Origin of the sequence: Daeguia caeni (genome assembly GCF_042653845.1) — a bacterium.
Taxonomy (GTDB): domain Bacteria; phylum Pseudomonadota; class Alphaproteobacteria; order Rhizobiales; family Rhizobiaceae; genus Brucella; species Brucella caeni.
Window position 1 is genome coordinate 14,269 of the sequence record NZ_JBHSEL010000052.1, and the last position, 18,014, is coordinate 32,282.

The window sequence follows — 18,014 nt, forward strand, 5'->3', positions numbered from 1 at the left end:
CACAAAAAGCGGGCGCGTTTTCGCACCCGCCTTTCGTCAGGAAATACGGATCAAAGCAGCTTGTCGATGATTGCCGAAAGTTCGTCAATCGAAAGTGCTCCTGCGTATTTTTTACCATTGATGAAGAAGGTTGGCGTTGCGTTGACGCCAAATTCCTTCGAGCCGCGTTCCACTGTTTCCTTCACATCATCGAGAAGCTGCTGGTTCGTCAAGCAAGCCTCGAATGACTCCTGTGTAAAACCGGCAAGTTTGGCAATTTGCAACAGTGCTTCCTTGCCGTCCTCGGCCAGGGCCCAATCGCGTTGCTGTTTGAAGAACACGTCAATCATCGGGAAATAGCGTTCTTCCGGAGCACAGCGTGCCAGCATGAAAGCCGCCATGGCGCGCGGATCAAACGGAAATTCACGGAAGATCAGACGAACCTTGCCGGTATCAATATATTTCTCTTTCAGCTTTGGGAAAGTATTCAGCGTAAAATCAGCGCAATGTGGGCAGGTCAGCGATGCATATTCAACAATGGTCACCGGCGCATTTGCCTCGCCATAGACCATGTCTTTCAGCTTGCCTGGCTCTGCGAGCTTGACCGGATCAACGGAACCACTCGGAGCCGGTTCCGCAGCATGGGCCAGATTCGCAAATGCCGTGCCTGCAACCGCAGCCCCGGCCAGTGAAATTACGTGTCTGCGGTTCAATTCTACAGCCATCCGAATCATCCAATTCTGTTTCAAACGATCATTCCGATATAAAATTATTCACGCAATGCGCCAATTGCCAGCGGGCAATTCTGGCGTAAACGTCAAATGCCATTCACACTGCGCATGACTTGATCAAATTTATGGCGAGATAGCAGAATTGCTGAAGAAATAGAAATCAATCGTTTTTCTTCACATTCTTCATGGCTTGCTGCTTGCGCGCCAAGATGCTCTTGCCAAGGCGGGCAAGGGCTGCGCGCAATGCGTCATCCTCGATTGTTTCGGTGGCTTTTTCAATCCGGCGCTCATCCGCCGCCCCCAGCGCAACCGGACGCTGTCTGTCCCGCCTTGGCGACAGCACCGGGGGCTTTTGCTCTATGCGGATGCGGTCAATCGCGGCAAAGCCCAGAAAACCGTTGACACGGCTGATGATCTCGCTGGTCTCGTGCTGGATCTTCAATGCCGCAAAACCTTCACAGGCAATGACAAGGGTTGCCGGCCTGAACGGATCATCTTCATGGGCGCGGCGTGGCCAGACAATCCGTAATGGCCGTGAAGCCGTACCGATTACCGGCCCGACAATATCTTCCCAGGATTGCAGCAGGGAAAGGCTGATACCGGCGCGCTTCTGCAGCACCGGATCGATCAGACCAGATGCGCTGTCAGCCAGCGGACGAAAACCGCTTCTGGAATCCGGTTCGCTCATCGCGCTCCATTATAGCCGCGAAACCATTCGACAAACAAAGGAATCCCCGTGTCCAGCGTCGTTTTCGGATCAAAGCCGAGATCGCGGGCGGCAAGCCTGATATCCGCATAGGTGCGCGGAACATCGGCGGCCGGCATTGGCTCATTCTTCCGAATGGCCGTCCTGCCGGTCGCCCGCTCGATCGCGGCAATGAAATCATTGAGCATGACCGGTCTGTTATTGCCAAGATTATAGATCGGCTCAATGTCATTTGGCGTTGCAAGAATGCGGTTTGCCGCAGCAACCACCCCGCTGACAATATCGCCAACAAAGGTGAAATCGCGCTGCATTGCGCCATTGTTGAAGACGCGAATAGGCTCGCCCTTCAGAATTGCATCGGTAAACAGCCATGGCGCCATGTCGGGGCGGCCATAGGGACCATAGACGGTGAAAAAGCGCAGCCCCGTCGAGGCAAGCCCATGCACATGCCGGTATGAATAGGCCAGCAATTCGCCCGCCCTCTTGGTGGCCGCATAGATGGACACCGGCTGATTGACCGGGTCGCTTTCCGAAAAGGGGATCTTTTCATTCGCGCCATAGACCGAGGAGGAGCTGGCATAAACTATGGGCGGACGTTTCTTGAGCTGCAGGGCGGTCTCAAAGACGCTGACCTGCCCCATGACATTGGACGACACATAGGCTGCCGGATTTTCAATGGAATAGCGCACCCCGGCCTGGGCTGCGAGATGGATGACGATATCGGCATCGTCATCCGCACCAATGGCCGCGCGCAAGGCCGATTGATCGGCTATGTCCACCTTTGCAAAACGAAACCCTTCACGCGCCAGCAATTGTGCAAGACGCGCTTCCTTCAGGGCAGCCGAATAATAGGCACTGAGATTATCAATGCCTACCACCTGCCATCCGGCATCAAGCAGGCGCCGGGCCGTATGGTAACCGATAAAGCCAGCAGCGCCTGTCAGTATAGCTTTCATTTCATTTACTCTCTGACGAATTCAGACATCACCATCCGACGCCTTGCCATGATGTGACGCGAGGCCGTTGCATACATGACCGCCAGATAGAACATGACCGCAGCAATCGTCCCCTCATGTAGCAGCGGTGTATGCAACATGCCATAGCTGAAACAGACCAAGGTGAAATAGATCAATGCCCGCCGCAGCGACCAGTCGCTGAAATTCCGCCACAGGAAAACCACCAGTGCAACAAAGGCGCCAACCTGCAGGATGAGGCCAATCATGCCATCATTGAGCAATTCGTCCAGCACGGAATTATGCACATGCCGGAAACCATCTATAAGGTTGCCCTGTTCACCTGCGGCCGCACGCACCACGCTCATCTTGGAATAGCCACCGACGCCCGTCAGGGGATGTTCGGCAATGACCCTGGCTGCACTCGTCCACATGACTGCGCGTATATCGGCAGACTGTTTGTCAACCCATTGCCTGCTGTCGCCGCTGCTGTAATAATCGATCATGCCGGCAAAGCGCCTGTCCAATATGTCGCTGACCGGGCCGATCATGACCATACCGGTGATGATGGTGGCCAGTGCCATGTAACAGGCCACCTGCTGTCGAATATTGAAACGCTTGAAAAAACAGTAAAACTCGACCGCCAGAAAGAACGGAAACACGATAATGACCGCGCGTGTTCCGCTCAACAGCACGCCGGCCATCCCCATGAGCAGCCATTGCGGCCCGTTTGGCAGATAGGCCGGGGCATTGTGAATGCGGATGCCTGCGCCAATGGCGGAAATGCCAACCATCAGGGCAAACACGGCCTCATTGCCGCCAATGCCGAAGCGCTCCGTATCGAAGAGAGAAAAGGCGGCCGAAATCAATGCGGCAAACATCACCCCTATACGGGAGCCAAGCACATACCAGCGCAAGGGATTCTGAACCAGAACCATGCCAATACCGGCAAAGGCAAAGACGGCAATCAATGCCGTGTAGCCAATCTGCCGGTTGTTTAGAAGCGGCTCGTCGCGAAACAGGACAAGCCCCAGCGACCAGGCTGCATAAAGCAGGATCAGCACAAAAAAGCTACGCGCAAAGCCACGCACCGTTCCATGCCGTCCACAGAACAGGTAAATGCCGATACAGGAATAAAGAAACAGAAGAACAGGACCAATGCCGATGCGAAAAGGCATGGCGGTGGCTGCAATCCCCAGGACACGATTGTCGATCCGGCGACGTAAGAGGAAGGATTTATGCAAAAAGCTCAATCGCCAACCTCGCGCAATTGTCCTGGTTTCATCGCATAGGCAAAGCGCCTGACATAATCGATCGCCCGGAAACACAGAGTTGACAGACGCTTATACCAGACGAGCCGCATTCTAGCATAGGCGCTGCGTCCATGGGCGATTGTAGAAACCATATCCTTTGAAAAAGTTACTGCCGGCCTGTCGGTTGTAAAAATTTCATAAGCGCCGGCCCAGCCGCGCTCCAGCGCCACATCATAAGGCAGTTCCATCACCCGGATGGCAGACAACAGGCGTTGTGCCCCTTCGCGCGTCACGACATAGGCTGCGGCACTGCCGAGCGGTCCATGAATGCAGCGGCCGATTGCAAAATGCTCATTGACCCGGCGAAAGGTGCGAAAACCGCTCCAGCGATGATTGACCAGTTTCACCACATCCCAGCCACGCAATCTGGTCAGCGCTTCCAGCAACGGTTTGAATTCTGGTGTAAAGACAACATCGTCCTCAACAATGACCGCATGGGGCTCCGGCGCGGCAATGATAGCCTCCAATGCCCTGACATGGCTGAAATAGCAGCCGATCTCGCTTGGCAAGGCAATCTTGCCATGGTTGCGCCGAAAGGCAGCATCATCAAACTGCTTCAATTCGTCATCTGAAAGCTTGCTGCCTTCCACGGCATTGATCCGCCGCAGATCAATGGCAAATTGCCGGGCGCTTGCCTGCGCCTTTTCCCAGCGATCGAGCGAACGCTCAAGATTGATGATATAGACAGGAATCCGACTGTTCACCTGGTTACTTTCAACACTGACTTGTTGGTTTCCTCATGAGGCTTGCGGGCCGCCTTGCATCAGATGCGCGATCGCACGAGCCTGATCGATAGGCATGAACCGGTAATGATTGCATTCGGGCTCATGCGTCTGTAGCAAATGAATTATGCATCACCTCATAGCGAATGAAATCAGCTCCAGACTGCTTGACTGGTATGGCGTCCACCACAGGATCCTACCGTGGCGCCTATCACCCAGTGACCAGCTTGCGGGTAAAAAACCCGACCCATATGCTGTCTGGTTATCGGAGATAATGCTGCAACAGACAACCGTTGAAGCGGTAAAATCCTATTACTACACATTTATTCAACGCTGGCCAAATATCCGAGCCATGGCTGCGGCAAGCGAGGATGAGATCTTGCGGGCCTGGGCGGGGCTTGGCTATTATTCGCGCGCAAGGAATCTCAAGAAAGCGGCGGATGCCATCATGGCAAAACATGGGGGCCGGTTCCCTGAAACGGCAGCCGCGCTGAAAACCCTGCCGGGCATTGGTGATTATACCTCAGCCGCCATTGCCGCCATTGCCTTTGGCGAACCGATTGCCGTGGTGGATGGCAATATTGAGCGCGTCATTGCGCGGCTTTATGCCATTGCGACGCCGCTTCCAGCCGCAAAGGCCGAGATCCGCCAGCGCATGGGCGCATTGACGCCAGAACAACGTCCAGGCGATTTTGCGCAGGCCATGATGGATCTTGGCGCCATGATCTGCACGCCGCGCCGTCCAGCCTGCAGCCTGTGCCCGCTCAACCGCGACTGCGCCGCGCTTGCCGGACATGACCCTGAACTTTTCCCCGTCAAGGCGCCCAAGGCCGAGCGGCCCGTGCGGACGGGGGCTGCCTTTGTCGCCATTGCCGATGATGGCGCAATCCTTTTGCAAAAGCGCCAGGACAAGGGGCTGCTTGCCAATATGAGCGAAGTGCCGGGCAGCCGGTGGAGCGCACGTCTTGATGGAGACACATCGGTTGCGGCCGCGCCCTTTCCAGCGCAATGGGAACATGTCGGAGTGATTTCACACATATTCACCCATTTTGAACTGCGTCTGAGTGTCTATCGCGCCAGAAATGTTGCAAGATCCACCCCAGCGCATGGCTGGTGGGTCAAGCAGGCGCAACTTGGAGAAGAAGCGCTGCCAACCGTCATGAAAAAGGCGATTGCAGCAGCCTTACCAGAGGCTTTCAAACAAGGGAAAAGACAGCATTGACCATCAAACACATCGTCTTTGATATCGGCAAGGTTCTGATCCATTATGATCCGGAGCTTGGCTATCATGACATCATTCCCGATCCGGCAGAACGGCGCTGGTTTCTGGACAATGTCTGCACCCACGCATGGAATATGGAACAGGATCGCGGACGAAGCTGGAGCGATGCCGAAGCAGTCCTGATCGCACAGCATCCGACGCGTGAGCGCGAAATTCGCGCCTTCCGCCAGAACTGGCACCGGATGGTGTCACATGCCTATGAGGACAGCGTGCAGATCCTGCGCGCACTCATTGCCTCGGGCATCGATGTGACCATGCTTACCAATTTTGCCTCCGACACGTTCCGCGAGGCACAGAAACGTTACCCATTCCTGTGCGAAAGCCGTGGCGTGACGGTTTCAGGCGATGTCTGCATGATCAAGCCGGATGTGGACATCTATCATCATCATGCGGCGCGCTTTGCGCTGGAGCCGGCAGCAACGCTTTTCATCGATGATACGACGGCCAATGTGGAAGGCGCGCGCGCTGCCGGATGGCAGGCGGTGCAATTCATCGACGCACCAAGGCTTGTTTCTGACCTGCGCCAGCACGGCATTGTGTTTTAACATGCCCGGATGCGACAAGGCACCTGAAACGGGCGTTTCAGGTGCCTTGTCATCAGAGTCATAAGACAGTCTGAAGCTCGGTCCATTATCCCGCCGCGGCCATCTGGTCGCGGATGATCCGGCGCAATTCATCAATCGGCTTCAAGACGCCGTCATCCTCATAATGCCAGAAGGTCCAGCCATTGCAGGCATCAAAGCCCTGCACTTTCGCGCCGATGCGATGGATGGAACCGGCCTCGCCATTGGCCGCCAGGGTGCCGTCTGCCCGCACGATGGCGGCAAAGCGGCGGCGTGCATCGCACAGAACCGTACCCGGACGCAGCAGGCCGGCCTCGATCACGCTGGTGAAGGCAACGCGCGGCTCGGCGCGCTTGCCGGTCATCACCGCGAGTTCCGCCTTGCCCAGCGGCTCGACAGCGGCAATGCGGGCGGTTGCGGCATCAATATAGGCCTGTTCGCGTTCAATGCCGACGAAATGACGGCCAAGGCGGCGGGCAACTGCACCCGTCGTGCCCGAACCAAAGAATGGATCGAGAATGATATCGCCGGGCTTGGACGAGGCCATCAGAATGCGGGCAAGCAGGGCTTCCGGCTTCTGGGTCGGATGAACCTTGTTACCATTTCCGTCTTTCAGGCGTTCCGAACCGGTGCAGATGGGAAACAGCCAGTCCGAGCGCATCTGCACATCGTCATTGGCCGCCTTCATCGCTTCATAATTGAAGGTGTAGGACTTGCTCTTCTGATCGCGCGAAGCCCAGATCAGCGTCTCATGCGCATTCTGGAAGCGGCGACCGCGGAAATTCGGCATCGGATTGGTCTTGCGCCAGATGATGTCATTGAGCAGCCAGAAACCAAGATCCTGCATCTGCGTGCCGACGCGGAAAATATTGTGATAAGAGCCGATGACCCAGATCGTGCCATTGGGCTTCAGCACACGGCGGCATGCCAGAAGCCAGGCCCGGGTGAAGGCATCATATGCCTGAAAACTTTCAAACTGATCCCAATGATCGTCAACGGCATCAACCTTGCTCTGATCAGGACGATGCAAGGTGCCTTCAAGCTGGAGATTATAAGGGGGATCCGCAAAAATGACGTCCACCGAATGGTCCGGCAGGCGCTCCAATGCGGAAACACAATCACCTTTGATGATGGAATCGATCCAGGCCGTACGTGGGGCCTCTAATGGCAGATCATGCGCAAGACGGACTAGTGACATAGGATACTCGATTACCTTGGGACGCGAAAACCTGTCCTTATGGTTACCGAGCAGGGTAAATATGCGGTTAACGACAACTCATTGAATTTGTAAACTTTTTCTTAACCATGAAGTCATTGCCGGAGGGATGGCATCAGAAGCTGGAACTATCACTCCCCTCACCACTCCTTCCGTCAGCGCATCCCGTGTCGCGCCCGAACCACGCGCCAGCCCGTCCCGCCCACATTTCAGGCAAATTTGACTGGCATGATTTTAGCGTGTAGCTAACCTGCAACGATGGGTCAGGGCCGCGCTTTGGCCATGGAATTCCTCCCCTTTTCCAGCTAATCAAGAGGTTACGTCATGACGGCTCCGTCCCTCATTATCTTCGACTGCGATGGTGTATTGGTGGATTCGGAAATCATTGCAGCCGAAGTCGAGGCCAAGCTGCTGACCGAGGCGGGCTATGCAATCGATGCGGAGGAAATCGCCGAACGATTTGCGGGGCTGACCTGGCAGGACATCCTGATGACCATTGAGCGCGAAATCGACATTCCGCTTTCGGCTTCCCTGATCGATGCCAACAAGGCCATTCTCGATGAACGCCTGAAAAATGAAGTGCAGCTGATTGATGATGTAGCCGAGGCCATTCCGGCAATCAGACTGCCCAAATGCGTCTGCTCCAACTCCACCACGGAACGGCTGGAAATGATGCTGAAACGCACGGAGCTTTACGATCTGTTCGCGCCCAATATCTTTTCTGCGCGTGAAGTCGGTAATGGCAAGACCAAACCTGACGCGAATGTTTTTCTCCATGCCGCCAGACATTTCAATGTCGATCCGGCCCAAGTGATCGTGATCGAGGATTCAGTCCATGGCGTGCAGGGGGCGCGTGCGGCCGGCATGCGTGTCGTCGGCTTTACCGGGGCCGCGCACAGCTATCGCGGCCATGCCGACAGGCTGACCGATGCCGGAGCCGAAACGGTCATTCACCGTCACAAGGATCTGCCAGGTGTCATCGAGGCGCTTGCGCTTTGGGCTGACATCTGATCCGTCTGCAAAAATCCTGTCTTCAAAGCCGCCATCTCCATCGGCTGCTGGCGGCCTTGCCCATGCGCATTGGGCCTGTTTGCTACAGATTGAGCGGGCCAGGGAATTTTGATTTCGACGGTGCTGCAAGGCTTCGCGCATGGACTGCGCTCATGGGCATGCCGAGGTACCAGCCCTGCCCGACAATATCAATGCCGAGCTTCCTGAAATATTCGGCCTGTTCTTCGGTCTCCACGCCCTCGACTATGATGTCCAGGCCAAATTCATGCGCCATGGAAATGATCTGCGGGACAATGGAGATGGCATTTTCGCTCAGGCTGACCGTGCGGGTGAAGGACTTGTCGATCTTGATCGCATCAATATCCAGCGTGCCCAGATAGGCCAGGCTGGAATAGCCAATGCCAAAGTCATCAATATAGATGCGGTGGCCGCGGGCATGAAGTTTCACGATGGCATCCCCGGCCTTTTCAAAATCAACCGGCGTGCGTTCTGTCAGCTCAAGACCGATCTGCTGCGGCTGGATGTTGGCCCGTTCCAGCAAATAGGACAGGGCAGACAGAAATTTCTCGTTCTGCAGGTCGTCAGCGACAATATTGATGTTGACGTGCAGATCACGACGCCGGCGCAATATGCTGCCCATATCTTCCACGACCTGCTCCAGCACATAGATGGCCACGCGCCAGGCCTGTCCATTGTTTTCGGCCAGCGGAATGAAGACATCCGGCGGAATGACGTCTCCCTCATTCGTCTGCCACCTGATCAGCGCTTCAAAACCAACCAGCTTGCCACTCTGGAAATTGATCAGGGGCTGATACACAACATTCAGACGGTGTTCCGCCAGGGCCGTCATGAGCCGTACGCCCAATGGACGCTGGCGGTTGCTGTAATAGAGCCACCCCAGTCCGAAGCCGCCGCCTGCCAACAGGCCCAAGGTCGTCGCGAAGAAATCCTCAAGCTGCACCATCCAGTTGTCGGGAATGCGCGTTCCGCCGATGCTCACGCAGATGCGGGTTTGCTGATTGCACACACCCTTGAGGATCGTGCCTTCTTCCGACCAGAGTGTTTCACTCGTTCCGTTACCAGGCGGTCGCAGGGTATCAGTATTGGGATGACTGTGAATGCGCGCATATTGGCCGGATTCATGATCCATCAGAAAGATGGCAAAGGCATAATCCGGCGTGTGCATCAGATCAAATGCAGCCGGGGTCAGAACCACACTTGCATTGCCCTGCCCCATGACCGAGCCAAACATGGCTGAATCGCTGAGCGGTCCTTCGCTATAGAAATAAGTGCCATCGGCGCGCTCAACATTGGCCATCGGGCGCGGCATCTGCCGCGGCAACACATCCAGATAGGTCGAACAGACCATGCGATCGCCGGAAAGGCGGGCTATGTCCTTGATGTGATAGCCGTGATAAACGAGCTGCCGCAGATAGGCGATGTCCTCAGCCGAACAGACCGGGTAAGGGGAGTTGTTGGCAGCGGCAAGGGTTTCCCTGGCTGAAGCAATGAGCTTGGCCGCATAGCTTGACAACGCTGTAATGTAGGAATTGGCCTGCCTTTCAGTTTCTATGCGCTGGAACTTGATCCCGCTCCACTTTCCAACTGCCGCACCGGCAAACAGAAAGACAAGCATGATGAACGGAACCAGATATTTCGCAGTTATGTGATCTAACCGCATTCGTACACCGATGGAACGCTGTACCTAGAGCCCACGAAACCTATGCAACTCCCTCTCCCGAAGATTGGACGCATACGTCCCAGAATTCTAATTAGGCAAGCCAAACAATGAGATACCACTACCCGCCCAGAGCTGCGGGAATGGGACGATTATATAAATCTTATCGAAACCGACAACAAAAAATAAACATGGACCCAACACTCTGCAAACGGGATACAGCCAGATCTGCAAGCATTTTCAAAATATATCCTGATTCATCAAAACATATTATTACCATCTTGGCGATGGATATATTGGTACGGGAATTATTATTGCAACAAATCAATCCAACATCAGAACAATCGCCATTCCTGGACAATATTGGCAATAATTCATTGCCAGGGCAGCACCATGACAGGTTCCTGTTTTACAGGTGCCACACTATGTAAAACATCAGACGGCGCACATAAGGTATAAGCTGCCTTAGTGCGCGCCATCTGCCGGTTTCAAAAAAGCTGAACAGGCTATTTCTGCGCCTTTACCGGACCTTCATCAAAGCCGACAAAGATCTGGATGGTCTGCTTTTCCGGTATCGGAATGGAAATGCCCTTATCATTCATGACGAACTGGGTTGCGACATCACCATTGGAAATGTTCACCATCTGCTTGTGCAGCTGTGAATAGACCACCCGGTCGCCATCAAGGACCGCAACGCGGATCGGCATGGTGATCGTGCCATTGCGGTATTTCGGGCCAGGAACCACCTTGCCGGCGACGGCAACCTCAATATTCATCATGCCATCGCCATATTTGCAGGCACGGGTAATATCCGTAATGGCGGCCTGATAGACCACGCGATTCGGATCCTGCTCGCCGCCCTTTTCATAGGTGTTGAAGAAGGCTGTTCCTTCCCGCAGCGTGGCCTGTGGGCAATATGCGCGCAATTCCGATTCCTTGATTCGCGCTTCTCCATTGGAGGCGACCGTCGGACGACCCGTACCAGCCGTATTGCAGCCTGCCAGGGCGACAAGCAATGCTGCCGCGAACACCGAATACAATGGCGAATGATTCTTGGATGCTTTCTGCATATGCCGGGCTTCCCTGTGTTGTTCTGCTGTCCGAGACGATAGGCTATAGGCGAAGTCGCCTTCGTTTTCACGTTTTTTACACCGAAGGGCAAGCCTATCCCGCTTCACATGCTTTAAAAACTTGCGGCTTTTTTGGGGACGCTCTATTGCAATTGTCCGACTGAACGCCGTCCTTTGTCGAGATAAAGGCCCGAAATATGAAATATGTCAGCACACGAGGAAACGCACCGGTTCTGGGCTTCAGCGATGCACTGCTTGCAGGCCTCGCACGCGACGGCGGCCTTTACCTGCCGCAGGAATACCCACAATTCAGCCCCGATCAGATCCGGGCGCTGCGCGGCAAGTCCTATGCCGATATTGCCATTGCCGTGCTGACGCCGTTCACCGGCGGCGAGATTCCGGCCGATGATTTCGCGCGCATGGTACGCGAGGCCTATGCCACATTCCGCCATGATGCCGTCTGCCCGCTGGTGCAGACAGGAGCCAATGAATTCGTGCTGGAACTGTTCCACGGCCCGACGCTTGCCTTCAAGGATGTCGCCATGCAATTGCTGGCGCGCCTGATGGATTATGTTCTGGCCAAGCGCGGCGAGCGTGCAACCATTGTGGGCGCCACATCGGGCGATACGGGCGGCGCTGCCATCGAAGCCTTTGGCGGCCGCGACAATACGGATATCTTCATCCTTTTCCCCAATGGCCGTGTTTCTCCGGTGCAGCAACGCCAGATGACCACATCCGGCTTTTCCAATGTGCACGCGCTGTCCATCGAGGGCAATTTCGACGATTGCCAGGCGTTGGTCAAAGGCATGTTCAATGACCTTGCCTTCCGTGATGCGCTGTCGCTGTCTGGTGTCAACTCGATCAACTGGGCGCGCATCATGCCGCAGGTGGTCTATTATTTCACCGCCGCCTTGAGCCTCGGCGCACCAGACCGCGCCGTGTCCTTCACGGTTCCAACCGGCAATTTCGGCGATATTTTTGCAGGTTATGTCGCCAAGCGCATGGGCCTGCCGATCGAGCGGCTGGTCATTGCCACCAATGACAATGACATTCTCACCCGCACGCTTGAAACCGGTGCCTATGAAATGCGCGGCGTTGCCCAGACCACCTCGCCTTCAATGGACATCCAGATTTCATCCAATTTCGAGCGGCTCCTGTTTGAAGTGCATGGCCGCGATGCAGGCGCCATTCGTGGCCTGATGGACAGTCTGAAACAGTCGGGTGGCTTTACCATTGCAGATCAGCCGCTGGCTGCGATTCGCGCCGGATTTTCCGCCGGCCGTTCCACTGTCGCCGAGACGGCCGACATGATCAGGAACGTGCTGGAAAGCGACGGCTATCTGCTGGATCCGCATTCGGCAATCGGGGTAAAGGTTGCGCGTGCCAATGCAGATGCCACTACGCCAATGGTCGTTCTTGCGACCGCCCATCCGGCCAAATTCCCCGATGCGGTCAAGGCTGCCTGCGGAGTGGAACCACAGCTGCCAAACTGGCTTTCCGACCTTCACGGGCGAAAAGAAAAATTCACAGTCCTTCACAACGACCTGAAAATGGTAGAAGATTACGTAAAACAGCATTCCCGCGCATAAAAATTTCCATAAGCACGGGAACTGAGAGCGGTCTGAATGGGAGCTTTTCATGGGTGTTAAAGTAACGCGCCTTGCAAATGGTTTGACGATCGCAACGGATCCAATGCCGCATATTGAAAGTGTTGCATTGGGCATCTGGGTCAAGGCAGGCGCACGCAACGAAGCTCCAAACCAGCATGGCATCGCGCATCTCCTGGAACATATGGCCTTCAAGGGCACTGAAAACCGCACAGCCTGGCAGATTGCTTCTGACATTGAAAATGTGGGCGGCGAAATCAACGCCGCAACCAGCATCGAGACGACCTCCTATTATGCCCGTGTACTGCGCGATGATGTGCCGCTGGCCATCGACATCCTTGCCGATATCCTGACCGCATCCAAATTCGATGAGGATGAACTTGAACGCGAGAAGCATGTCATCATGCAGGAAATCGGCGCGGCCCATGACACGCCCGACGACATCGTGTTCGACCGTTTCACCGAGACGGCCTATCGCCATCAGCCCATTGGCCGTGCCGTTCTGGGCACGCCGGAAACGGTGCAGTCCTTCACGTCAACCGATCTGCGCAACTATATCGATGAACAATACAGCGCCGATCGCATGGTGGTGACGGCAGCCGGCGGTGTGGAGCATGATGCCTTTGTCCGCGAGGTTGAAAAGCGGCTTGGCAGTTTCCGTCCCCATAATACCGCGCCGACGCTCGATCTTGCCACCTATGTCGGCGGCGATTTTCGCGAAGACCGCGATCTGATGGACGCACAGGTACTGATTGGTTTTGAAGGTCGCGCCTATCATGTGCGCGACTTTTATGCATCCCAGCTCCTTTCCATGATTCTGGGTGGCGGCATGTCGTCCCGCCTGTTCCAGGAAGTGCGTGAAAAGCGCGGCCTGTGCTATTCGGTCTATGCCTTCCATTGGGGCTTTTCCGACACCGGCCTGTTCGGCATTCATGCCGCAACCGGCGGCAATGAACTGGTCGAGCTGGTTCCGGTCATCATCAACGAATTGCATCGCGCTGCCGAAAACATCCAGCCTGAAGAGGTTGACCGCGCCCGTGCGCAATACCGCGCAAGCCTGCTCATGGGGCAGGAAAGCCCGGCAAGCCGCGCCGGCCTGCTTGCGCGCCAGCTTCTGCTTTATGGCCGACCGATCAGCAACAGCGAATTGATGGACCGCCTGTCGCTGATCACGCCGACACGCCTGACGGATCTTGCCGGACGACTGTTCATTGACCGCAAGCCAACCATTGCCGCCGTCGGCCCGATTGGCAAGCTGATGAGCTTCGATCGCCTGTCCAATGCCCTGTCGAGCCGTGCCCTGCCGCACCGGATCGCGGTCTGACATCCAGGAGCCTGTCGCTCTGTCCTCATGGAACGTGAATTGGCCATGAATGCGCCAGCAACTGAAACGGGGCCTTTCGCAGCGGGCCGGAGAAATGCACAGGGAAAATGTCGGCCCCTCTCTTGCCGCTATTGTCAGTTATGTTCCTTGGCTTACAGTGGTAATCGTAACCGGGCAACATTTCTGTCATTGGCGTGAGGATCGCATGCTCTCTTCGGCAAAGATCAGGTTTGGCTGATGATCAGCTTACCGTTCCGCCAGCGTAATCAGGTCGCAACGCTTCATGGCGAGCGCGTCTATCTGCGTGAGCCACAAATGGCGGACTATGTGAGTTGGGCACGACTGCGCGAAAAAAGCCGCGCCTTCCTCACGCCATGGGAGCCGACATGGCCGGATGATGATCTGACCAGGAGTGCTTTCAAATACCGGATCAAACGGGTGCGGGAAGAAATCGAGGCCGGCTCAGGCTATCCGTTTTTCATTTTCCGGAACTCGGATGATCAACTGGTTGGCGGCATCACGCTTGGGCACATCAGGCGAGGAGTCGGACAAAGCGGCATGATCGGATACTGGAGCGGCGCTCCCTATGCCGGTCAGGGCTACATGACCGAAGCATTGGCGCAGATTATCCCCTTTGCTTTCGACCAGCTGCGGTTGCACCGGATTGAGGCAGCCTGTATTCCTGGCAATACAAGGTCAATACGGCTTCTTGAAAAAGCCGGATTTCAAAGAGAAGGACTTCTCCGCTCCTATCTCAAAATCAACGGGTTCTGGCAGGATCACCTGCTCTATGCCCTGATAGAGAGCGACAAAAGATTACTGGATAGCCATATGACACATGGCAAGGTTGGTCGCTGGTGAATTGCTTTTTTACATGGCTGCGTAAAGCAAGGCCACGTCTTCTTGTGGCGCTTGTTCTGCTGATATTTACTGCAACCAGTACGTCCGCAATCGAACCTATCAAGATATCCAAGGGCGATACGGCTCTTGACCTGTCACGCGCTGTCGAGATCCTGCGCGGCAAGGGCAGGAGCGTACAGGTTTCAACTGCACCCGGACCGGATGGCATTGTCCGGCGCATAGAGGTGCAGGCCGATGAGGGCAGCAAGACGTCCGGCGACTGGGCAGCCTTCACCATCGCCAATCCGACCGACCAGCAGCTTGACCGGCTGATCGTTGCGCCGCATTACCGTCTGGCCGGATCAGGCTTCATCTGGCCGGATCTCGGCTCACAGCGCATCGTCTCCATCACTCCCAGCGAGGGCTTTGCCCTCGACCGCCAGCCAAGCGCTGATGCGGATGTCTTCCGCATCACGCTCAATCCCGGTACGGTCATAACATTCGTCGCGGCCCTGTCCTCGAACAATCTGCCACAGCTTTATCTGTGGGAGCCGGAAGCCTACAAGGACACGGTCAATTCCTATACGCTTTATCGCGGCATTCTGCTGGGCATTTCGGGCCTGCTTGCCCTGTTCCTGACCATCCTGTTCGTGGTCAAGGGAACCTCGCTGTTTCCGGCCACGGCAGCACTGGCATGGGCCGTGCTGGCCTATATCTGCGTCGATTTCGGCTTCTGGAACAAGCTGATCGAAATATCGCCCGGCAATGAGCAGATCTGGCGGGCAGGCACGGAAGTCGCACTTGCCGCATCACTGGTGATTTTCCTTTTCGCCTATCTCAACCTGAACCGCTGGCATAATCATTTCAGCTATGGCGCGCTCACCTGGATTCTGGGTCTTGTCGCCCTTGCCGGTGTAGCCGTCTTCAATCCGCCCATTGCGTCCGGCATTGCCCGTTTTTCCTTTGCGCTGACCGTGATTGCCGGCGTGGCGATCATCGGCTTTCTTGCCGCCAAGGGCTATGACCGCGCAGTCATGCTGATCCCTGCCTGGCTTCTGACCGTGATCTGGCTCATCGGCGCCTGGATGGCGGTGTCGGGCCGGCTTGACAATGACATCGTGCAGCCGGCCCTTGGCGGCGGTCTGGTTCTGATCGTGCTGCTGATCGGCTTTACGGTCATGCAGCACGCCTTTTCCGGCGGCGCACTGCAACAGGGGCTCTTGTCCGACATGGAGCGTCAGGCGCTGGCAGTCATCGGTTCTGGCGACATCGTCTGGGACTGGGATGTCTTGCGTGACCGCGTGGTGACGGTGCCGGACATTGCCGTATTCCTCGGCAGTTCTGCCAATGCACTGCAGGGGCCGGTGCGCAACTGGCTGCCGCTGCTGCATCTCGATGACCGCGATCGCTTCCGCACATCGCTTGATGCCATTCTGGAAAATCGTCGCGGTCGTATCAATCAGGTATTCCGGCTGCGCGCCAATGACGGCCATTATCACTGGTACCGGCTACGCGCACGCCCCGTCATCGGTTCGGATGGCGAGGTCATGCGCTGCGTCGGCACCATGGTCAATGTCACCGAACAGAAGAAGGCCGAAGAACGCCTGCTCTATGATCCGGTGCATGACAATCTGACCGGCCTGCCCAATCGTGAACTGTTCACCGACCGTCTCACCAATGTGATGAACATGGCACGCGGCGAAAGCAATCTGCGTCCGACCGTGTTCATGATCGATATTGACCGTTTCAAGCAGGTCAATGACAGTCTGGGCATGTCTGCGGGTGATACGATCCTGCTCACCATATCGCGCCGCATTGCGCGGCTGATGAAACCGCAGGACACCCTGTCCCGTCTGGCCTCCGACCGTTTTGGTCTGTTGCTTGCCTCTGAAGGCGACGCCGGCCGCATCGCCGCCTTTGCCGAATCGCTCCGGCAGGCTGTCCGTGCCCCGATTGCCTATGGCAAGCGTGAGATTATACTCACTGCCTCGATCGGTCTCATCACCTGGACACGTACAGCCACCACAGCCGAGGACTTCATCAAGGATGCGGAACTTGCCATGTATCAGGCAAAGCGCTATGGCGGCGACCGCATCGAACCGTTCCGTCCGGCCTTCCGCGCCACGGGCAGCGACAAATTGCAACTTGAGGCAGACCTGCGCCGCGCGCTGGAGCGGCATGAAATCAATCTGGTCTATCAGCCAATCGTTCGTCTGAGCGACAACAGGATTGCCGGTTTCGAAGCCTTGATGCGTTGGGAACATCCGCGCCGTGGCCTGATTTCTCCCTCGGAATTCATCCCGATTGCCGAAGAAACCGGACTTATTCTCCAGCTTGGCCAGTTTGCTTTCCAGCGTGCCGCAGAAGACCTTGCCGCATGGCAGGAACAGTTCCAGAAACTGGACATGTTTGTCTCGGTCAACCTGTCCAGCACGCAATTGATCGGACAGGATCTGGTCAATGATATCCGCACGACACTGACGCGCTGCCATGTCCAGCCGGGAAGCCTGAAGCTGGAACTGACCGAATCCGTGCTTATGGAAAATCCGGAACATTCCGCGCATGTGCTGAACCGCATCAAGAGCATGGGCGTTGGCCTGTCGCTCGATGATTTTGGTACGGGTTATTCGTCGCTTGCCTATCTCACGCGCTTCCCGTTCGACCTGATCAAGATCGACCGCTCCTTCGTGCGCAATGACCTGCCGCTCAAGCTCACCCTGCTGCGCTCCATCATCGGCATGGCGCATGACCTTGGCCTTGGCGTTGTTGCGGAAGGTGTCGAGAACGAAAATGACGCAACGCAATTGCGTGAAATGGGCTGCGAATATGTGCAGAGCTTCCTGTTCGGCCAGCCATCCAGCCTGGATGAGGCAACCCAGATGATCAAGGATCAGCTTGCGGCCGCTCCGTCCAGTGCATGATGGATGACATGTGCACGCCCCCAGGCTTTCCTGATGCGTAGGGCATTCCGATGCAGGAGGCCGTCCTGATGCGTGGCCTGTCCGGATGCATGCCTTGC

The 18,014-nt window shown here is 56.0% G+C and carries 15 protein-coding genes; 7 read left to right on the plus strand and 8 right to left on the minus strand.

Going from position 1 to position 18,014, the window contains the following annotated elements; genetic code table 11:
• Positions 1–50 precede the first annotated feature (50 nt).
• From ACFO1V_RS07580 to ACFO1V_RS07600, 5 genes are all read right to left on the minus strand, one after another.
• Positions 51–704, minus strand: coding sequence for a DsbA family protein (locus ACFO1V_RS07580; protein ID WP_374831771.1), 654 nt, complete (start codon positions 702–704; stop codon positions 51–53).
• Positions 705–870: 166 nt separating this feature from the next.
• Positions 871–1,398 carry a DUF721 domain-containing protein gene (locus ACFO1V_RS07585; RefSeq protein WP_374831769.1) on the minus strand — a complete coding sequence of 176 codons (528 nt, stop codon included), beginning with the start codon at positions 1,396–1,398 and terminating at the stop codon, positions 871–873.
• On the minus strand, positions 1,395–2,372 hold the full coding sequence (locus ACFO1V_RS07590; RefSeq protein WP_374831767.1) for an SDR family NAD(P)-dependent oxidoreductase: 978 nt from the start codon (positions 2,370–2,372) through the stop codon (positions 1,395–1,397). Before ACFO1V_RS07590 ends, ACFO1V_RS07585 begins: the two co-directional genes overlap by 4 nt.
• A gap of 5 nt (positions 2,373–2,377) precedes the next feature.
• On the minus strand, positions 2,378–3,547 hold the full coding sequence (locus ACFO1V_RS07595; protein ID WP_374831765.1) for an O-antigen ligase family protein: 1,170 nt from the start codon (positions 3,545–3,547) through the stop codon (positions 2,378–2,380).
• Between the two features lie 71 nt (positions 3,548–3,618).
• On the minus strand, positions 3,619–4,386 hold the full coding sequence (locus tag ACFO1V_RS07600; protein WP_374831763.1) for a glycosyltransferase family 25 protein: 768 nt from the start codon (positions 4,384–4,386) through the stop codon (positions 3,619–3,621).
• 145 nt (positions 4,387–4,531) lie between these two features.
• Here ACFO1V_RS07600 and mutY point away from each other — a divergent pair, with 145 nt between their 5' ends.
• Positions 4,532–5,626, plus strand: a complete 1,095-nt coding sequence (gene mutY, locus ACFO1V_RS07605) for an A/G-specific adenine glycosylase (protein WP_374831761.1) — start codon at positions 4,532–4,534, stop codon at positions 5,624–5,626.
• Positions 5,623–6,231, plus strand: coding sequence for an HAD family hydrolase (locus ACFO1V_RS07610; protein ID WP_374831759.1), 609 nt, complete (start codon positions 5,623–5,625; stop codon positions 6,229–6,231). Before mutY ends, ACFO1V_RS07610 begins: the two co-directional genes overlap by 4 nt.
• Positions 6,232–6,316: 85 nt before the next feature.
• Here the strand turns inward: ACFO1V_RS07610 and ACFO1V_RS07615 are convergent, their stop codons facing one another.
• Entirely contained in the window at positions 6,317–7,447 is a 1,131-nt protein-coding gene (locus ACFO1V_RS07615) for a site-specific DNA-methyltransferase (RefSeq protein ID WP_374831757.1), read from the minus strand.
• Between the two features lie 342 nt (positions 7,448–7,789).
• Between ACFO1V_RS07615 and ACFO1V_RS07620 the strand changes: the two genes are divergently transcribed.
• Complete coding sequence (locus ACFO1V_RS07620; RefSeq protein ID WP_374831756.1) at positions 7,790–8,476, plus strand: HAD family hydrolase; 687 nt, start codon at positions 7,790–7,792, stop codon at positions 8,474–8,476.
• An 82-nt stretch (positions 8,477–8,558) separates the two neighbouring features.
• Here the strand turns inward: ACFO1V_RS07620 and ACFO1V_RS07625 are convergent, their stop codons facing one another.
• Positions 8,559–10,157, minus strand: a complete 1,599-nt coding sequence (locus ACFO1V_RS07625) for an EAL domain-containing protein (protein WP_374831754.1) — start codon at positions 10,155–10,157, stop codon at positions 8,559–8,561.
• A gap of 503 nt (positions 10,158–10,660) precedes the next feature.
• Positions 10,661–11,224: a hypothetical protein gene (locus ACFO1V_RS07630; protein ID WP_374831752.1), complete on the minus strand. Its 564-nt coding sequence runs from the start codon at positions 11,222–11,224 to the stop codon at positions 10,661–10,663.
• 197 nt (positions 11,225–11,421) lie between these two features.
• Between ACFO1V_RS07630 and thrC the strand changes: the two genes are divergently transcribed.
• The 4 genes from thrC to ACFO1V_RS07650 all read left to right on the plus strand — a co-directional run bounded on the left by thrC (position 11,422) and on the right by ACFO1V_RS07650 (position 17,916).
• Positions 11,422–12,813: a threonine synthase gene (thrC, locus tag ACFO1V_RS07635; RefSeq protein WP_374831750.1), complete on the plus strand. Its 1,392-nt coding sequence runs from the start codon at positions 11,422–11,424 to the stop codon at positions 12,811–12,813.
• A 49-nt stretch (positions 12,814–12,862) separates the two neighbouring features.
• Positions 12,863–14,155 (plus strand): M16 family metallopeptidase, encoded by a 1,293-nt coding sequence (locus tag ACFO1V_RS07640; protein ID WP_374831748.1) that lies wholly within the window; start codon positions 12,863–12,865, stop codon positions 14,153–14,155.
• A gap of 237 nt (positions 14,156–14,392) precedes the next feature.
• A complete protein-coding gene (locus ACFO1V_RS07645; protein WP_374831746.1) occupies positions 14,393–15,016 on the plus strand; it encodes a GNAT family N-acetyltransferase in 624 nt (207 codons plus the stop codon).
• Entirely contained in the window at positions 15,013–17,916 is a 2,904-nt protein-coding gene (locus ACFO1V_RS07650) for an EAL domain-containing protein (RefSeq protein WP_374831744.1), read from the plus strand. Before ACFO1V_RS07645 ends, ACFO1V_RS07650 begins: the two co-directional genes overlap by 4 nt.
• Positions 17,917–18,014 lie beyond the last annotated feature (98 nt).

Bases quoted from the DNA above. Each gene is read 5' to 3' on its own strand.
- ACFO1V_RS07580 (WP_374831771.1), bottom strand. From the start codon at position 704: ATGGCTGTAGAATTGAACCGCAGACACGTAATTTCACTGGCCGGGGCT.
- ACFO1V_RS07590 (WP_374831767.1), bottom strand. From the start codon at position 2,372: ATGAAAGCTATACTGACAGGCGCTGCTGGCTTTATCGGTTACCATACG.
- ACFO1V_RS07630 (WP_374831752.1), bottom strand. From the start codon at position 11,224: ATGCAGAAAGCATCCAAGAATCATTCGCCATTGTATTCGGTGTTCGCG.
- ACFO1V_RS07625 (WP_374831754.1), bottom strand. From the start codon at position 10,157: ATGCGGTTAGATCACATAACTGCGAAATATCTGGTTCCGTTCATCATG.
- thrC (WP_374831750.1), top strand. From the start codon at position 11,422: ATGAAATATGTCAGCACACGAGGAAACGCACCGGTTCTGGGCTTCAGC.
- ACFO1V_RS07645 (WP_374831746.1), top strand. From the start codon at position 14,393: ATGATCAGCTTACCGTTCCGCCAGCGTAATCAGGTCGCAACGCTTCAT.
- ACFO1V_RS07640 (WP_374831748.1), top strand. From the start codon at position 12,863: ATGGGTGTTAAAGTAACGCGCCTTGCAAATGGTTTGACGATCGCAACG.
- mutY (WP_374831761.1), top strand. From the start codon at position 4,532: ATGCATCACCTCATAGCGAATGAAATCAGCTCCAGACTGCTTGACTGG.
- ACFO1V_RS07585 (WP_374831769.1), bottom strand. From the start codon at position 1,398: ATGAGCGAACCGGATTCCAGAAGCGGTTTTCGTCCGCTGGCTGACAGC.
- ACFO1V_RS07615 (WP_374831757.1), bottom strand. From the start codon at position 7,447: ATGTCACTAGTCCGTCTTGCGCATGATCTGCCATTAGAGGCCCCACGT.
- ACFO1V_RS07595 (WP_374831765.1), bottom strand. From the start codon at position 3,547: ATGCCTTTTCGCATCGGCATTGGTCCTGTTCTTCTGTTTCTTTATTCC.
- ACFO1V_RS07620 (WP_374831756.1), top strand. From the start codon at position 7,790: ATGACGGCTCCGTCCCTCATTATCTTCGACTGCGATGGTGTATTGGTG.